Here is a 16,492-nt window from a genome sequence, read left to right on the forward strand (position 1 = left end):
CCCACATGTTATGGACGCGACGTCACAATTCATATCTATGGAAATGCACCGTCTGGCTCAAATAATCCAGTCATGTGTTTTTGGGGTGATTGGTCAGACGTCATAACCCTGCACTGTCGTCTTGCCATTCTGGCAGCCCGGGCGCTAATCAGTGGGCATGGCAAAACTCTACTTCAACTATTCCACCATGAACGCGGGCAAATCAACCGTGCTTTTACAAGCCTCGCACAATTATATTGAGCGTGGCATGCAAACCTATCTGATGATCGCCCGCTTTGACGATCGTGCGGGCGTCGGCCGGATCGGCAGCCGTATCGGGATTGGCGCGGATGCCGATACATTCGGTGCCGAAGACGACCTTTTCGATATGATCAAAAGACGGCTGAACGAAGGCCCTTGCGCCTGCGTGTTCCTTGATGAAGCACATTTCATGACTCCAGATCACGTGTGGCAACTGGCCCGCGTGGTGGATGATCTCAACGTTCCGGTGATGACTTACGGCTTGCGAGTTGATTTTCGCGGACGGCTTTTCCCGGCCTCCGCGTCCCTTCTGGCGCTGGCCGATGAAATGCGCGAGGTCCGCACCATCTGCCATTGCGGCAAGAAGGCCACCATGGTTGTGCGCACAGATGAGAACGACACTGTCCTGGCTGATGGCGATCAAATCGTCGTCGGTGGGAACGAACGCTACGTCTCTCTTTGTCGCCGCCACTGGCGCGCCGAAATGGGCGAGCACGCCGACCCCAACAAGCCGTAAGCTCCCATCTTCATCTTGGCCCAAAAACTCCCGCCGGAGGCGCCTGCCCACTAATAGAAACTCTGCGGATCAATATCGATCGCCATGCGCAAGTTCGCAGGCAACCGGAACTGCCCCGCCCATTTGGCCAGCGCCTGCTGCAAGGGTGCGGATTTTTCCGCCTTCACCAGCAACCGGACACGGTGCCGTCCACGGACCCGCGCAATAGGCGCGGGTGCAGGCCCAAAGACCTGCGCGCCGATCTGACGCAAGGGGGCATCCATGCGCGCCATCTCTGCCCCCAGATCAAAGACCTCCTGCACGTTCGGACTACTCAGAATGATCCCCGCCATGCGCCCGTAAGGTGGTACGCCGGCGGCCTTGCGTTCTTCGGCCTCGGCCTTCCAAAAGCTTTCCTCGTCACCTGCCAGAATAGCGCGGATGACGGCATGCTCTGGCTGATAGGTTTGCAACAGCGCCTGGCCTGGCGTGTCACCACGTCCGGCACGGCCCGCCACTTGGCGCATCAATTGGAAGGTCCGTTCCGCTGCCCGCAAGTCTGACCCTTGCAGCCCCAGATCAGCATCAATCACGCCTACCAGCGTCAACAGTGGGAAATTATGCCCCTTGGCCACCAATTGCGTCCCGATGATAATATCGGTCCCGCCTGTCGCGATCTCTTCAATATGCGCTTTCATTGCGCGGGCAGAGCCATAAAGATCAGACGACAACACCGCGATCCGCGCGTCTGGAAACAGCGCTGCCACCTCTTCACCCATCCGCTCCACACCGGGGCCAACAGCGCTCAAACGGTCCTCTGCCTCGCAGGATGGGCATTGCGTTGGCATCGGTTTGGTCTCACCGCATTGATGGCACATCAGGCGTTTGAGGAACCTATGTTCCACCATCCGCGCATCGCAATGATCACAGCCAATTTGATGCCCACAGGCGCGGCAAAGCGTGATCGGCGCATAGCCGCGGCGGTTGAGGAAAATCAACGACTGTTCCCCCTTTTCCAACCGCTGCTGGATGGCACCACGCAAGGTAGGTGAAACCCATGTGCCCCCCGGTACATCCTCTACCCGCATGTCGATCGCGGCCATCTTGGGCATGACGGCCGCGCCAAAGCGCGCTGTCAGCTCAAGGCGTTGATACTTGCCTGCCTCCACATTGGCCCAACTTTCCAAGCTTGGCGTCGCAGACGCCAACACCACCTGCGCGCCATTGATCGCAGCCCGCAGCACGGCCATATCGCGGGCATTGTAAAGCACGCCATCTTCTTGCTTATAGGATGTGTCATGTTCCTCATCGACCACGATCAGCCCAAGGTTCTGATAGGGCAAGAACAGCGCAGACCGCGCACCCACAATCAGCTGTGCATCCCCTTGCCCAACCATGCGCCAACACCGGCGGCGCTCGGTCATGGTCACGCCTGAGTGCCATTCGGCAGGCTTCATGCCAAAGCGCGCCTCAACACGATTGATAAATTCGCCTGACAGCGCGATTTCGGGCAAGAGGACCAAGGCTTGCCGTCCCATGCGCAGGCATTCGGCGACCGCTTCCAAATACACTTCGGTCTTACCGGACCCGGTGACGCCTTTCAGCAAGGTCGTGCCATACCCATCACTGCGCAGCGCCGCACGTAAGGCTTCGGCCCCCGCCGCTTGATCGACACTCAAGTCCTTGCCGCCGTAGTCGGGATCAAGCTGCGGATAGGGCGTATCACGCGGCGCTTCTTCTTCGGACACGGCCCCCAGTTTGACCAAGCCCTTCACAACCGACGTGCCAACCCCAGCCATCTCAGCGACCTCGCTCAAGGTAAAGGACAACCCGCCATAATCACGCAGAACGCCCAACACCTTCTCACGTGCGCCCGTCATGCGATCCGGCGTCTGATCCCCCAGACGGTAAACCTTGCGCATCGACTGTGCGTCACCCAATCCCGGCGCACGCGTACCAAGGCGCAGCATCGCAGGCATTGGCGTCAACGTGTATTCAGCCGCACGGGTCAGAAAGGCGCGCATCTCCTCGCGCATCGGCGCCACATCCAGCACGCGAATAACAGAGCGTATCTTGGCAAGGTCATAGTCCCCTTTGCCCGGCCCCCAGACCACACCCAACACCTTACGTGGACCCAAGGGTACTTCAACAAAGGCCCCCAGATGGCAGCCACCCTCGGGGGCCTTATAATCCAACAGTCGATCCAGGGGTTGGGTCGTCAATACCCCCACCAAATCACCTTCATGGAAATACTCAGGCGGCACGGCGCAAGGTGGCTGTCAGGGCTCCCATCGCAATCAACGCGCCACCACCCGCCCGGGTTAGCCAGCGCAAGATCGCCGGACGCTTGATCGTTGCTCGCAACCTGTCAGCCAACAGGGCGTAGGCCAGCGCATTTAATGCGGCAAGGCCGACAAATGTGCCGATCAGGATCAGGAACTGTGGCGCAAGCGCGGCCTCTGGTCGGATGAACTGGGGAACAAAGGCGATGAAGAAGAAGATGGACTTAGGGTTCAATGCGGTTACCGTCGCTGTATTGCGGAAAATCTGTCGGGTTGGCAACGCAGGTGCATCAACAACAGTCAGACCCTTTTGGGTACTCGCCGCACGCAGCATACCGATACCCATCCAAATCAGATAAATCGCACCAATCCATTTGATGACGGTAAACAGCGCGGCAGAGGTCAACACCAGCGCCCCAAGTCCCAGCAAAGACGCTGTCATAGCGATCAGATCGCCCAACGCGACACCGGCGGCCGAGGCAACCGCGATTTTGCGCCCTTGGCTCAGCGCGTAACTCAGCACGAGCAAAACCGTTGGTCCGGGGATCAGCAGCAAGGCGATCGAGGCAGAAACAAATGCGATCCAAAGTTGAAATTCCATATGCGTCCGCTCTCCATCCGCTGTCAGGGCTTTTCCCTGCGACCCCCATGAGGTAAACGACGCTCAAGCAAACGCCAACCCCTTCCCCCGGAGACAAAGATGAAGTTTTTCGTAGACACAGCCGAGATTGACCAGATCAAAGAACTCAATGACCTTGGGATGGTGGATGGGGTCACAACGAACCCGTCGCTCATCGCCAAGTCAGGCCGCGACATTCTGGAAGTGACGAAAGAGATTTGTTCCATCGTCTCTGGCCCGGTATCCGCCGAAGTCGTCGCACTTGAAGCCGACGACATGCTGGCAGAAGGACGCAAGCTGGCCAAGATCGCCGACAACATCGCAGTGAAAGTGCCGCTCACATGGGCTGGCCTGAAAACCTGCAAGACGCTGACGGATGATGGGATCATGGTGAACGTGACGCTTTGTTTCTCGGCCAACCAAGCCTTGCTGGCCGCCAAGGCCGGTGCGACCTTCATCAGCCCTTTCATCGGCCGCCTGGATGACCTGAACATGGACGGTCTGGAACTGATCGAGGATATCCGCACGATCTATGACAACTACGGATTTGAGACGAATATCCTTGCCGCATCCATCCGGTCGGCCAATCACATGAGCGAATGCGCCAAAATCGGCGCGGACGTCTGCACAGCCCCACCAAACGTGATCAAAGCAATGGCCAACCATGTGCTGACGGACAAGGGGTTAGCCGCATTTATGGCGGATGCAGAGAAAGCCGGGATAAAAATCGTTTAAGCGACGTTCAGGTAAGGTGGATCATGATCCACCTTACGCTGCCGCACGGATCGGCAAATCTGCCACGCAGCGCCACCTCTACAGAAAAAACATGAGACACGCCCCCTAACCCTCTGCTAACTTGCCAAAAAACGAAAAAGCAGAGCAGGCTCATGAATAAACCACTGATGGCCGATGACCTTCGTGAGAAGATCATCGCAAACCCCGATGTTCTTTTAGAAGATGCAGATGTCATGCGCGCCCTTGTGGGCGCTGACGCAGACCAGACAAACGGCAATATCGTTGATCTGCGCTCTGTCGCAATGGAGCGCCTTGAGGCCCGTTTCGACCGCCTGGAAGACACCCACCGCAATGTCATCGCCGCGGCCTATGATAACCTTGCGGGCACCAATCAAATCCACCGCGCAATCCTGCGGATGCTGGACGCCAGCACGTTTGAGCGTTTTCTTGCTGACCTTTCAGGCGAGGTTGCTGATATTCTGAGGGTCGATGCGATCCGGTTGGTACTGGAAAGCAATCTACAGGATTCCCACAAAAGCGCCGGTGATGCTGTTGCCATCATGCCCGAAGGGTTTGTTCAAGGTTACATCACCCTCGGCCGCAACATGCCCGCCCGCCAGATCACCCTTCGTGAGTTCCACAAGGTCGGCGGCAGCCTTTATGGCCCCCGTGCCGAATACATCAAATCCGAAGCCTGCCTGAAAGTTGACCTCGGCCCTGAACGCCTACCCGCCATGCTGGTCATGGGCAGCGAAGACCCACAGCAATTCACCGCACAGCAAGGCACCGATCTGCTGACATTCTTTATCGGCGTTTTCGAACGGGTCGTGCGCCGCTGGCTGGCGTAGCCATGATTGCCCCTGCCCTGTCGGACGCCCTGGGCGCTTGGCTGGCGGGCCAACGTGCGCTGGCAGGCGCGGCAGAGAATACGTTGAAAGCCTATCAGACGGATGTATTGGGCTTTCTAGCGTTTATGACCCAGTACAATGGCGCAAGTCAGGGCCTTGCCCCGATTGCGCGCGTTACTGTGCGCGACATGCGCGCATGGATGGCCCATGAAAGGGGCCGTGGTGTGGGCGCGCGATCATTGGCGCGGTCACTCTCGGCCGTCAAATCGTTTTATCGCTGGCTGGCAGAGCGTGAAGGGTTTGAGCCGACGGCGGTTCTGTCCACCCGCGCGCCCAAGTTTCAACGCAAGCTCCCCCGCCCGTTGGAGGTCGAGGCAGCCTCTGCGATGATTGAAACAGTCGCATTGCAATCCGCTGACCCTTGGGTCGCCGCCCGTGATGTCGCCGTCGTGACCCTTCTTTATGGTTGTGGGCTGCGAATATCAGAGGCACTTAGCCTCACCGGTGCCGATGTACCTTTACCTGAGGTGCTGCGTATCATGGGCAAAGGCAACAAGGAACGGATCGTACCTGTCATCGCGCAAGCCCGCGATGCCGTCGATGCCTATCTACGGCTATGCCCCTACGCGGTGGCGGATGACCAACCCATCTTTCGCGCAATCCGAGGGGGTGTTTTGTCGCCCCGCGCGATCCAGAAAGTCATGGAACAGACCCGCCTGCAACTTGGCCTGCCTGCCACCGCAACACCCCATGCCATGCGGCATTCCTTTGCCACGCATTTGCTGGCTGCGGGTGGTGATCTCAGAGCCATTCAAGAGCTGTTGGGCCATGCCTCTCTGTCGACCACCCAAGCCTATACAGCAGTTGATGCCGCGCAGTTGATGTCGGTTTATGAAAAGGCGCATCCCAAAGCCTGACAACCGGTTGCCCCCTGCCCCGTTTTCCCCCATGAGAGTGCAATGACACTTCGCGCCAAAGCCCTTTTTGTTCACCTGCTGACAGCGACGGGTGCCGTTTTTGCCATGCTCGCCATGCTGGCAGCCGTTGAAGAAAATTGGAGCCTGATGTTTTTGTGGCTGGTCGTTGCGTTTTTCGTCGATGGCATCGATGGGCCATTGGCCCGCAAATACGACGTCAAAACCAACGCGCCTGCTTTTGATGGCGTGTTGCTTGATCTGATCATCGATTACCTGACGTATGTTTTCGTGCCCGCCTATGCGCTGTTTAAATCGGGGCTTCTGCCTGGCTGGACGGGGTGGTTTGCGATTATCATCATCACCTTTGCGTCGGCCATGTATTTCGCCGATACGCGGATGAAAACGAAAGATAATTCCTTCTCCGGCTTTCCGGGATGCTGGAACATGCTGGTGCTGGTGATCTTTGCACTGCAACCAAATTTCTGGGTCTCGCTCGTGCTGGTTGGCAGTCTTGCAATTACAATGTTCGTACCACTGAAGTTTGTGCATCCGGTGCGCACACAGCGTTGGCGCATGGTCACGCTCCCCATGGCACTGGGGTGGACCTTCTTTGCAGGCTGGGCTGCTTGGGTTGATTTTTATCCCAATAGCTGGGCGCATTGGGGTCTGATTGGAACCTCAGTCTATCTGCTGTTCGCCGGTGTGACCCAGCAGATGTTCCCCGAACGCAAAACCGCCTAGATCAGCAGACCCGCCGCACCCTCAAGCCTTAGCAAGGTTACTTTCGCCTCGATCCCACCCATGCCAGAGTATCCCCCGAGCCCATCCGCAGCCAAAACCCGGTGACAAGGGATCAAAATGGCGATCGGATTTGCACCACAAGCCTGACCGATGGCCTGAGCCGAGACATCCAGCTCTTCCGCAATATCTCCATAGGTCCGCGTGTCGCCGTAAGGAATCGCGCAAAGCGCGGCATAGAAGCGTTGTTGAAAGGCACTACCACGCGGGCAAACAGGCGTTGTGAACGCCTGCAAATCACCAGCAAAATAAGCAGCCATTTCATCTTGCAGACGTTGAAAAAGTGGGCCGCCAGTTAGGTTTCCACCCTGCCCCCAGATCAACTCTGTCACTGCCCCATCTTTTGCGTTCACACTCAGCGGCCCGACAGGAGAGGACTGGCAAATCATACTTGATGTCCTGCCAGTCCGGTCACTGTTCTAGCCCAATGCGTCGTTGCAACGGCTGCAAACACCAGCATGTGCATGTGTGCCGACATCGGGCAAGATCTTCCAGCAACGCTGACATTTCTCACCTTCGGCCTGCGCAAAGACAACGGCAACATCCGCGACATCATCCAAACGGAATGCGCCTTTTGGGGCCGCATCCGTTGAAACAACGATACTCGACGTGATGCAAAGGTCGTCAAAACTGACGGTCTCCAAAAGCTTGGCCGTCTTATCGCTGACATAGACCACCGGCGCCGCTTCCAATGACGCACCAATCACCTTAGCTGTCCGCTCCACCTCCAAAGCACCGGTCACAACCCGCCGTACCTTGCGCACCTCGGCCCATTTTGTCGCCAGCACGTCGTCTCGCCACTCAACAGGGGTTTCTGCAAAATCCTCAAGGTGGATCGAGCTGTCATCCGTGTCAAACCGCTCCAACCAGACCTCTTCCATCGTGAAGGTCAGCATCGGGGCCAGCCATTTGGTCAAACGGTGGAACAAGATGTCAAGTACAGTGCGTGCGGCGCGGCGGCGTGTCGTATCGCCATCGCAGTACAACGCATCCTTACGGATATCGAAGTAAAAGGCTGAGAGCTCAACGGTCGCGAAGGTGAACACCGCCTGAAACACGCCTTGGAAATCATATCTGGCGTAACCTTCACGCACTTGCTGATCCAACGCGGCCAAACGGTGCAAGACCCAGCGCTCAAGCTCGGGCATCTCAGCAGGCGCGATCCGGTCGGCTTCCGTAAAGTCGGCCAATGAGCCCAACATAAATCGTAGCGTGTTACGCAACCGGCGATAGCTATCCGCGACCCCTTTGAGGATCTCATCCCCGATCCGCAGATCGGCGGTGTAGTCGGACTGCGCCACCCAAAGCCGCAAGATATCCGCGCCATATTGCTTGATCACCTGCTCGGGCGCGATTGTATTGCCGATGGATTTGGACATCTTCATGCCCTTCTGATCCAGCGTGAACCCATGCGTCAGTACACCACGATAAGGCGCATGCCCCTTGGTGCCACAAGCCTGCAACATCGACGAGTGGAACCAGCCGCGGTGTTGATCGGTGCCTTCAAGATAGAGGTCGGCCATGCCGTCTTCTGATCCATCCTCACGGTCGCGCAAAACAAAAGCGTGGGTTGAGCCACTGTCGAACCAAACATCCAAAATATCGAACACCTGAGTATAGTCTTCGTGGTTCACCTCATTGCCAAGGAACCGCTCTTTCGCCCCTTCCTTGTACCATGCATCCGCACCTTCTTGCTCGAACGCCTGCAACACACGGGCGTTCACGGCCTCGTTGCGCAATAGGTAATCAGGGTCAGTAGGCTGCGCGTCCTTCTTCACAAAGCAGGTCAAAGGCACACCCCAAGCACGTTGGCGCGACAGCACCCAGTCAGGGCGCGCCTCAATCATGGAATACAAACGGTTACGCCCCGTCTGCGGTGTCCAAGTGACCAGCTCATCAATCGACCGCAACGCACGCTCACGGATCGTTGTGCCGTAGGTGTCCTGCCCATCACCAACAGCCTTATCAATCGCTGCAAACCACTGCGGACGGTTCAGACGGATGACAGGCGCTTTCGAACGCCAGCTATGCGCATCAGAGATTGTGATACGGCGACGTCCCAAAAGGGCCCCAACCTCAACCAGCTTATCAATGACTACTTTACTCGCCCCCCCTGGTTTCCCGTTGGGTTTCAACACCGCCTCACCACCAAAGAACGGCAGATCAGCACGATAAGAGCTGTCATCAAGGATGTTATAGGTCATCGGCAAGCCGTGCTTAACCCCGATGGCGTAGTCATCGTCGCCATGGCTGGGGGCGGTATGGACAAAGCCTGTCCCCGCGTCATCGGTCACATGATCGCCGGGCAGCAACGGCACATTGAAGTCCCATTCGCCGTTTGCACCTGTCGCGCCCCGCAGCGGATGGGCAAGTGTGAGCGCTGACAGTTCTTCGATCGTGACATCACGGATACGGCGGATCATTTCATCACCGGCCAAACGGCCCGCGGCAAAGACCTCTTCTGCCAGCGCATCAGCGACAATCATCTTCTCGCCAATGCTGGCCCAGCATTCCTCGGGGCGGCCAATGATCTCATACAGACCATAAGAGATATTCGGGCCAAAACATACCGCCCGGTTTTGCGGGATGGTCCATGGGGTCGTCGTCCAGATCAGCACCTTGGCGGTTTGCAAATCTGTCGCGATTTCAAACAGCGTGCCTTCAAAATCTGTCGCCTCATCCAAGAGCGCCAGTGCTTCATCAGAGGGCACGACTGGAAACCGCACCCAGATCGCATCGGTCTGACGATCATGATACTCTACCTCAGCCTCGGCCAGCGCTGTCTTTTCAACAGGCGACCACATCACCGGCTTGGACCCTTGATAAAGCGTGCCGTTCATAAGGAATTTCTGGAATTCCTCGGCAATCACGCGCTCAGCGTGGAAATTCATCGTCAGATAGGGATCAGCCCAATTGCCGGTGATGCCCAGACGCTTAAACTCATCACGCTGGATATCAACCCAGCCTTCCGCAAACTTGCGGCATTCCTGGCGGAAATCGACGACGTTCACATCGTCCTTATCGCGGCCCTTGGCGCGATATTGCTCTTCGATCTTCCACTCAATCGGCAGGCCATGACAGTCCCAGCCCGGAACATAACGGGCGTCATTGCCCATCATCTGCTGGCTGCGGACCACCATATCTTTAAGGATCTTGTTCAGCGCATGACCAATATGCAGATGGCCGTTCGCATAGGGCGGGCCGTCATGCAGGGTAAAGGGCTTGCGCCCCTCAGCTTTGTCGCGCAGGCGGTCATAAACCCCAATCTCTTCCCAACGTGTCAGCCACTCCGGCTCGCGTTTGGGCAATCCGGCGCGCATCGGGAAATCGGTACGGGGCAGGTTCAGGGTTTGTTTATAGTCGGGTGTTTCGGCGCACATGGGTGGCGTCCTTCAAGCAGTAAATATCAGGAAAAATCGCGATGGATCGGTGCGCATAGGCAGACACCTTTTCCCGGCAGGTCTGAGGCTTCAAACCGCCGGGCACATAATGCTTATGATCATCTGCCGCAACATGAGGCCGCTTATAGGGGCAAGGCCCAAAAGGGTAAAGCCACCTCATGCGCTTCATCTTGGCCAAAAAACTCCCGCCGGAGGCTCCGACATTGGGGCAAGCAATACCGCCCACTATCTACGTGTCAGGTCAGCAAGACAAAATCAATAATGCGCGGCAGCGCTCCTTTGGATCAGTCAACGCCACGCACATGGTCCCAGACCTTCGAAATCGTGACCGAGCCTTCGCCAACAGCTGATGCCACACGCTTCACCGACCCTGCCCGCACATCCCCAACTGCAAAAATACCGGGATGCGAGGTTTCGTAAGGCGTGGATTTCCCCACAGCTGCCCCTGTCAGCACAAAACCCTTGTCATCCAGATCAACCAGCCCCGACAACCACTCGGTATTTGGCGCAGCACCCACCATGATAAAGGCCGCACGCGCCGCGACGGTCTCATCCTCCCCGGCAGCCTTATGGTGCACCGTCACGCTCTCAAGATGCTTATCGCCATGCAGCGCCGTGATCTCGGCATGATAATGGATGGTAATTGCCGGGTCCGCCTCCAGCCGCGACAACAGGTAATCCGACATCGACTTAGCCAAGCTGGACCCACGCACCAGCACATGCACATGACTGGCGGTGCGCGACAGATACATCGCCGCCTGCCCGGCAGAATTCCCGCCGCCCACAACAATCGCTTCGGTTTCACGGCAATAGCGAGCCTCGACGTCGGTGGCGGCATAATAGATGCCGATGCCCTCAAAATCCTCCAACCGTGGAATAGACAACCGGCGATATTGCACGCCAGTGGCCACAACAACGGACTTGGCGCAAACTTCGGTCCCATCGTCCATCACAGCGCAGAAAATACCCTCATCATCCTCCCGTAACGACGACACCCGGCGTGGCACCGCAAACTGGGTTCCAAATTTCATCGCCTGCACTTCGCCGCGCCACACAAGGTCAGCGCCCGAAATCCCCGTCGGGAAACCCATGTAGTTCTCGATCCGCGACGAGGTGCCCGCCTGCCCGCCAATCGTCAAATCCTCCACCACCAGCGCCTTGAGTCCTTCTGCCCCCGCATAGACCCCCGCCGCCACGCCCGCCGGCCCACCGCCGACAATGAGAACGTCAAAGACGCAGTCCTCATGCACTGCCAGATCAAGGCCAAGGATGCCGGCAATCTTGGCAGGCGTCGGCGCATCCACCACCAGATGCTTGCCAAAGATTACAGCAGGTTTCGCCGTGCCGATATTGCAGGAATGCGCCACGGCCTCCGCCTCATGCTCACCCAATGTCAGACTGCGGAACGGAATACGGTTGCGCCCGGCAAAGGCGGCAATCTGGCGGATTGTGCGGTCTTCTTCGGCCCCGATAAGGGTCAGGCTCGCTTCACCACTTTCTAGCAGCCGCCTGCGGCGGGCTGCAAAGACGGTAATGATAATATCCGACATTTCAGGAATACGGCTCATCAAAGCCAGCATGTCTACGCGAGCGACCCTCAGGATAGTCGACCGCTCAATGCAACGGGCGCCCAGCATCGCACTGCCACCTGACAGAAAGCTGATTTCACCAAAAAACTGGGTCGGCCCCAGGTGACCAGTCCCGTACTGCTGACCTGTTCGTGGATCAATCGCAACAACTGCGCCATCAATCACGTAATAAAACGCATCGATATCACTGCCCGCTTCCACCAACGTTTCACCCGCATCATAGGTATGGATAGTCCCGATCTCGTGCATCTCGGCAACATGACTGTCGTGCAGTGGCGTGCGCACCATCGTCGCGAGATCTTGGGCCAGCGTTTCCATGATTACTCCTATTTGTTCTCGTCTGAGTGTAGCGCTTTGACGTCTTTTGGAAATTAGTTAATCCAAATTGCGCGCTTGGTCACAATTGCGCATTGCCCTTACAAAAACGCATCTGCACAACGATCACATGACAAAACGCATCAAGATCGCCATTGCAGGTGCCGGGATCGGCGGTCTGACGGCCGCGGCCCTGCTGGCTGATCGCGGCCACCGGGTGGAGATATTTGACAAGTTCGACACCCCGCAACCCGTGGGGTCGGGCCTTGTGATCCAACCGGTTGGTCAGGCTGTACTTGACCATATCGGCGCAGGTGATGCCGCGCGCGCTTTAGGTAATCCGATCCAGCGGATGCTGGGGCATGAGGCCGATAAGGGGCGCAAGGTGCTGAATGTCTGGTATGACAAAGACGCTGGCGGACAGTTCGGACTTGGGATTCATCGTGCAAGCCTTTTTCAAGCGATCTTCGCTGCGGTGCAAGCCCGCGATATCAAGGTCCATACGCAAAGCCAAATCAACACCGCGCGTTCCGGCATGGTGCAACTGGCCAATGGGCGCGCGCATGGCCCGTTTGACCTGATCGTCGATAGTGCGGGGGCAGGATCACCATTGTCGCCGCTAGTGTCGCAACCACTGCCATATGGCGCAATCTGGGGAACGGTGGACTGGCCCAAGACAGACTTGCCCAGAACCCAACTGAGCCAATGCTATCGCAGCGCCAACCGGATGATTGGCGCACTACCCATCGGCAAAATACCAGGGGATGCGACACCCAAGGCGGCGATCTTTTGGTCCATGCCACGTGACAGCTATGATACTTGGGTCGCAGAAGGCATTGAAGCGTGGAAAGCCGAGGCCACAACACTCTGGCCAGCCTTTGCCCCTTTTGCCGCTCAGGTGCGATCGACGGATCAAATGACAATGGCCCGATATGCCCATGGCACCCTGCGCAGGCCTTGGTCGCCAGGGTTGGTCCACATCGGTGATGCCGCCCATAAAGCCAGCCCGCAGCTTGGACAGGGCGCCAACATGGCCTTGCTTGACGCGCTTGCCTTGGCTCGTGCGCTGGATGCAACCAGCGGTGACGCCGCACTTGCGCTTTATACCAAGGCACGGCGCTGGCATGTCATGACCTATCAGGCGATGAGTTCTGCTTTCACCCCGCAGTACCAATCCGATAGCCGCTGGTTGCCTGCCTTGCGTGATCGTCTGCTTTATCCTTTGTCGCAAGTCCCGCCAGGCCCGCGCGTTCTGACCGCTATCGTTTGCGGGACGATGTTGCCACCTTTACGCGGTCTGGGCCGCGTTTAACGGCAGAAAGACCCGCTCCGGTAACGCGCGGTATCAAAATGGAAATGATCGCGGTGAAACCGGTTGGATTCTGGACCAAGCACAGTGCCAAAAGGTCCGCAGGCTGCACGCCACATCTGACGCAGTTGCGCCCCGTCGTCTGCTGAATTCCAGTCCGTTAGCAACGTCATTTCTGTGCCATCACGCAGCCGGATGCCTGCAATATCGATCGCCCGCCCAAAAGCATGCTCTGACAAGCGCCCGCCGGGCTGGTTGTTGCGGGTCCGGCACGCATAGTGGGATACGACGCGCAAAGAGGATGCGCCGCCACCCTCAGCCCCGACGGCAGGCAGAACGCCTTCTTCTACCCATGTTTTGAGCGCTCGTGCTGTGGGGCAGTCAATTGTTGCACGCGGGCTAAGCGTCACACCTGCGACCGCGCGCAGTTTAACAGCGCCTTCAATGCCGCAGGACCCTGCGCCATTGACCCGCCCCACGACAGTGCCTTGAATAGAAGGATCACCACATACCTGTCCGCGTAGCCGGGCGATGCGTCGCTCTTCGGCAGCCGCTTCGATGGATGCTGGTCTTAGGTCCGGTCGTGGAGACTGTGCAACGGCATAGGGGCTGAATGCAAAAAGGTTGCGTTCGGCCCGAAAAAGCGGACGGGTCTGTGCACCATATTCCAGATCGGGCCGCTCGTACGGGCGGGTGATGGGCCGCAGAATACGACCGGCAAGCTGTGCTTGCATTGATCCCCTGATAATTGGCCGTACGGTTGTCTCGGTCGGTGTTCGAACCACTATGATTGGGGCAGGCGTCAGTTCAACCGCGGGTTCAGGCGTAACAGTCGGGCGCGGCACTGGACGTATGATATCCTGAGCCAACGCCGGGCCTGCCAGCAAAAGGGCGACCAACCATGCCGCCCCACGCATCACTCCGTACGCACCTTCACGCGGCCAAAGTCCGGAGCATCGGTATCCTGCCCTGCTTCGATGATCCCACGCCGGATTGACCGCGTGCGGGTAAAGTAGTCATGGAGATGATCGCCATCACCCTGCCGGATCGCGCGCTGCAAAGCGAACAACTCTTCGGTGAACCGACCCAGAATTTCAAGCGTCGCTTCCTTGTTGTTCAAAAACACATCCCGCCACATTACTGGGTCAGAGGCGGCGATGCGCGTGAAATCTCGGAAGCCGGCTGCGGAGTATTTGATCACTTCGCTATCGGTCACACGGCGCAGATCATCAGCCACGCCGACCATCGTGTAAGCAATCAGGTGCGGAGTATGGCTGGTGACAGCTAAAACAAGGTCATGGTGATCAGCATCCATGGTTTCGGTCAACGCGCCGAGGCCACCCCAAAAGGCTATAAGCCGGTCTACTGCTTGCGGATCACTCTCTTCAACGGGGACAATGATTGTGTAGCGGTTGTCAAAAAGCTCTGCGAAGCCTGAACGCGGGCCAGAGTGTTCAGTCCCCGCCAAAGGGTGCGCCGGTATAAAGTGCACGCCTTCGGGAACATGGGGACCAACTGCATCAATCACCGTGCGCTTGACTGACCCGACATCACTGACAGTCGCACCCGGTTTCAGAACCGGTCCGATCTCTTGCGCGACACTTTCCATAGCACCCACGGGTACACAGAGCACGACAAGATCGGCATCCTTGGCGGCATCCGCGGCACTCTCGCTGATATGATCACACAGCCCAATTTCGCGCGCGATGTCGCGGGTCTTGGACGAGCGGGCATAGCCCACAATCTGTCGTGCCAGCCCGGCACGTCGCATGGCATGGCACATGGAAGAGGCGATCAAGCCAAGCCCAATCAGCGCGACCCTGTCATAAAGTGGCGTCATTTTACGGCCTCTTTGAATTGCGCAACCGCATGGGCAACCCGCCGGCAGGCACTTTCGTCACCGACGGTGATCCGCAGGCAATGGGGCAGACCGTAGCCTGCAACGCGGCGGACGATGATACCTTCGCTGCGCAGGTGATCGTCGCAGGCGTTGGCTTCCGCCTCATCGGCAAAGCGGGCAAGTATAAAATTCGCGGTCGAGGTGTCTGACGGCACCCCCAGCTCTGCCAATGCATTGGCCAGCCAATCGCGCCATTTGGCGTTCTCTATCCGGCACTTTTCGGTGTGTTCGGTATCGCGCACGGCGGCCTCGGCCGCGGCCAATGCGGCGGCGGACAGATTAAACGGCCCTCTGATCCGGTTCAGCACATCTATCACCGCCTGCGGACCGTAGCCCCAACCAACGCGCATACCGCCCAGCCCGTATATTTTGGAAAAAGTGCGGGACATAACAACATTCTCGCGGGCCTCGACGAGCGCCTTGCCCGCGTCAAACCCATCGACAAACTCAGCATAGGCACCATCCAGCACCAGCAGAGTTTGCGCTGGCAGCCCTTCGGCCAAACGCGCCACTTCCGCATTGCCGATCATCGTACCGGTTGGGTTGGCAGGGTTTGCAATAAAGACCAGCTTGGTCTTATCTGTGCAGCCGGCAAGGATTGCATCAACATCTACAACACGGTCATTTTCAGGGACCGTCACAGGCGTCGCCCCGCAGGCATGCGCATAGATCGGATACATCGAGAAACCGTGTTCCGTGAACACGATTTCGTCGCCGGGGCCTGCATAGGCCTCGGCCAGTAGTTTCAGGACATCGCCAGAGCCCACGCCGCAAAAGATACGCGCGGCATCCACATCCCAAACCTGTGCAATCGCAGCGCGCAGGCTGGCATGATCGGTGGAAGGATAGCGGTGCAGATCGTGGGTGGCCCGCATCACAGCCTCTTTGGCGGCGTCACTTGGACCGAGAGGGTTCTCATTTGACGATAGCTTGAGCACATTGCTGACACCATCCAAATGGGATGCACCACCCTGATAGAGTGCAATATCCAAAATACCCGGTTGCGGTTGAATGCCGTCAGCCATGAAGTCCATCCCCATCTC

At 57.8% G+C, this 16,492-nt stretch carries 14 protein-coding genes; 6 read left to right on the forward strand and 8 right to left on the reverse strand.

What is annotated here, in order from left to right:
- The first annotated feature begins 157 nt into the window (after positions 1-157).
- Positions 158-757: a thymidine kinase gene (locus BC777_RS07140; protein WP_100367403.1), complete on the forward strand. Its 600-nt coding sequence runs from the start codon at positions 158-160 to the stop codon at positions 755-757.
- A gap of 50 nt (positions 758-807) precedes the next feature.
- Here BC777_RS07140 and BC777_RS07145 read toward each other — a convergent pair whose 3' ends face one another.
- Complete coding sequence (locus BC777_RS07145; RefSeq protein WP_100367404.1) at positions 808-3,000, reverse strand: primosomal protein N'; 2,193 nt, start codon at positions 2,998-3,000, stop codon at positions 808-810.
- A complete protein-coding gene (locus BC777_RS07150) occupies positions 2,990-3,619 on the reverse strand; it encodes a LysE family translocator (RefSeq protein WP_100367405.1) in 630 nt (209 codons plus the stop codon). The genes BC777_RS07145 and BC777_RS07150 overlap by 11 nt, the downstream gene beginning before the upstream one ends.
- 99 nt (positions 3,620-3,718) lie before the next feature.
- Here BC777_RS07150 and fsa point away from each other — a divergent pair, with 99 nt between their 5' ends.
- The 4 genes from fsa (at position 3,719) to BC777_RS07170 (ending at position 6,878) form a co-directional block, all read left to right on the forward strand.
- On the forward strand, positions 3,719-4,372 hold the full coding sequence (gene fsa, locus BC777_RS07155) for a fructose-6-phosphate aldolase (protein WP_100367406.1): 654 nt from the start codon (positions 3,719-3,721) through the stop codon (positions 4,370-4,372).
- 152 nt (positions 4,373-4,524) lie between these two features.
- Complete coding sequence (locus BC777_RS07160) at positions 4,525-5,220, forward strand: DUF484 family protein (protein WP_100367407.1); 696 nt, start codon at positions 4,525-4,527, stop codon at positions 5,218-5,220.
- Positions 5,221-5,222: 2 nt separating this feature from the next.
- Positions 5,223-6,137 carry a tyrosine recombinase XerC gene (locus tag BC777_RS07165; RefSeq protein WP_100367408.1) on the forward strand — a complete coding sequence of 305 codons (915 nt, stop codon included), beginning with the start codon at positions 5,223-5,225 and terminating at the stop codon, positions 6,135-6,137.
- Positions 6,138-6,179: 42 nt separating this feature from the next.
- Complete coding sequence (locus BC777_RS07170) at positions 6,180-6,878, forward strand: CDP-alcohol phosphatidyltransferase family protein (protein ID WP_100367409.1); 699 nt, start codon at positions 6,180-6,182, stop codon at positions 6,876-6,878.
- Here the strand turns inward: BC777_RS07170 and BC777_RS07175 are convergent.
- The 3 genes from BC777_RS07175 to BC777_RS07185 all read right to left on the reverse strand — a co-directional run bounded on the left by BC777_RS07175 (position 6,875) and on the right by BC777_RS07185 (position 12,243).
- Positions 6,875-7,324, reverse strand: coding sequence for a methylated-DNA--[protein]-cysteine S-methyltransferase (locus BC777_RS07175; protein WP_100367410.1), 450 nt, complete (start codon positions 7,322-7,324; stop codon positions 6,875-6,877). The genes BC777_RS07170 and BC777_RS07175 overlap by 4 nt on opposite strands.
- Positions 7,325-7,354: 30 nt before the next feature.
- Entirely contained in the window at positions 7,355-10,315 is a 2,961-nt protein-coding gene (ileS, locus tag BC777_RS07180) for an isoleucine--tRNA ligase (protein ID WP_100367411.1), read from the reverse strand.
- 305 nt (positions 10,316-10,620) lie between these two features.
- Positions 10,621-12,243 (reverse strand): FAD-dependent oxidoreductase, encoded by a 1,623-nt coding sequence (locus tag BC777_RS07185; RefSeq protein WP_100367412.1) that lies wholly within the window; start codon positions 12,241-12,243, stop codon positions 10,621-10,623.
- A gap of 127 nt (positions 12,244-12,370) precedes the next feature.
- Here BC777_RS07185 and BC777_RS07190 point away from each other — a divergent pair, with 127 nt between their 5' ends.
- Positions 12,371-13,552: an FAD-dependent oxidoreductase gene (locus BC777_RS07190; RefSeq protein WP_100368043.1), complete on the forward strand. Its 1,182-nt coding sequence runs from the start codon at positions 12,371-12,373 to the stop codon at positions 13,550-13,552.
- Here BC777_RS07190 and BC777_RS07195 read toward each other — a convergent pair.
- Genes BC777_RS07195 through hisC form a run of 3 tightly spaced genes read right to left on the reverse strand, consistent with a single transcriptional unit; the run spans position 13,549 to position 16,474 of the window.
- Complete coding sequence (locus BC777_RS07195) at positions 13,549-14,466, reverse strand: extensin-like domain-containing protein (RefSeq protein WP_311135473.1); 918 nt, start codon at positions 14,464-14,466, stop codon at positions 13,549-13,551. The two genes, BC777_RS07190 and BC777_RS07195, sit on opposite strands and share 4 nt — an antisense overlap.
- Positions 14,466-15,389 carry a prephenate/arogenate dehydrogenase family protein gene (locus tag BC777_RS07200; RefSeq protein ID WP_100367414.1) on the reverse strand — a complete coding sequence of 308 codons (924 nt, stop codon included), beginning with the start codon at positions 15,387-15,389 and terminating at the stop codon, positions 14,466-14,468. Before BC777_RS07200 ends, BC777_RS07195 begins: the two co-directional genes overlap by 1 nt.
- Positions 15,386-16,474 carry a histidinol-phosphate transaminase gene (hisC, locus tag BC777_RS07205; protein WP_100368044.1) on the reverse strand — a complete coding sequence of 363 codons (1,089 nt, stop codon included), beginning with the start codon at positions 16,472-16,474 and terminating at the stop codon, positions 15,386-15,388. The genes BC777_RS07200 and hisC overlap by 4 nt, the downstream gene beginning before the upstream one ends.
- Positions 16,475-16,492 lie beyond the last annotated feature (18 nt).

The organism is Yoonia maricola, from assembly GCF_002797915.1.
Lineage (GTDB): Bacteria > Pseudomonadota > Alphaproteobacteria > Rhodobacterales > Rhodobacteraceae > Yoonia > Yoonia maricola.

Coding starts and splice junctions, on each gene's coding strand:
- BC777_RS07140 (WP_100367403.1), top strand. CDS start 158: ATGGCAAAACTCTACTTCAACTATTCCACCATGAACGCGGGCAAATCA.
- BC777_RS07150 (WP_100367405.1), bottom strand. CDS start 3,619: ATGGAATTTCAACTTTGGATCGCATTTGTTTCTGCCTCGATCGCCTTG.
- fsa (WP_100367406.1), top strand. CDS start 3,719: ATGAAGTTTTTCGTAGACACAGCCGAGATTGACCAGATCAAAGAACTC.
- BC777_RS07160 (WP_100367407.1), top strand. CDS start 4,525: ATGAATAAACCACTGATGGCCGATGACCTTCGTGAGAAGATCATCGCA.
- BC777_RS07165 (WP_100367408.1), top strand. CDS start 5,223: ATGATTGCCCCTGCCCTGTCGGACGCCCTGGGCGCTTGGCTGGCGGGC.
- BC777_RS07170 (WP_100367409.1), top strand. CDS start 6,180: ATGACACTTCGCGCCAAAGCCCTTTTTGTTCACCTGCTGACAGCGACG.
- BC777_RS07175 (WP_100367410.1), bottom strand. CDS start 7,324: ATGATTTGCCAGTCCTCTCCTGTCGGGCCGCTGAGTGTGAACGCAAAA.
- ileS (WP_100367411.1), bottom strand. CDS start 10,315: ATGTGCGCCGAAACACCCGACTATAAACAAACCCTGAACCTGCCCCGT.
- BC777_RS07185 (WP_100367412.1), bottom strand. CDS start 12,243: ATGGAAACGCTGGCCCAAGATCTCGCGACGATGGTGCGCACGCCACTG.
- BC777_RS07190 (WP_100368043.1), top strand. CDS start 12,371: ATGACAAAACGCATCAAGATCGCCATTGCAGGTGCCGGGATCGGCGGT.
- BC777_RS07195 (WP_311135473.1), bottom strand. CDS start 14,466: ATGCGTGGGGCGGCATGGTTGGTCGCCCTTTTGCTGGCAGGCCCGGCG.
- BC777_RS07200 (WP_100367414.1), bottom strand. CDS start 15,389: ATGACGCCACTTTATGACAGGGTCGCGCTGATTGGGCTTGGCTTGATC.
- hisC (WP_100368044.1), bottom strand. CDS start 16,474: ATGGCTGACGGCATTCAACCGCAACCGGGTATTTTGGATATTGCACTC.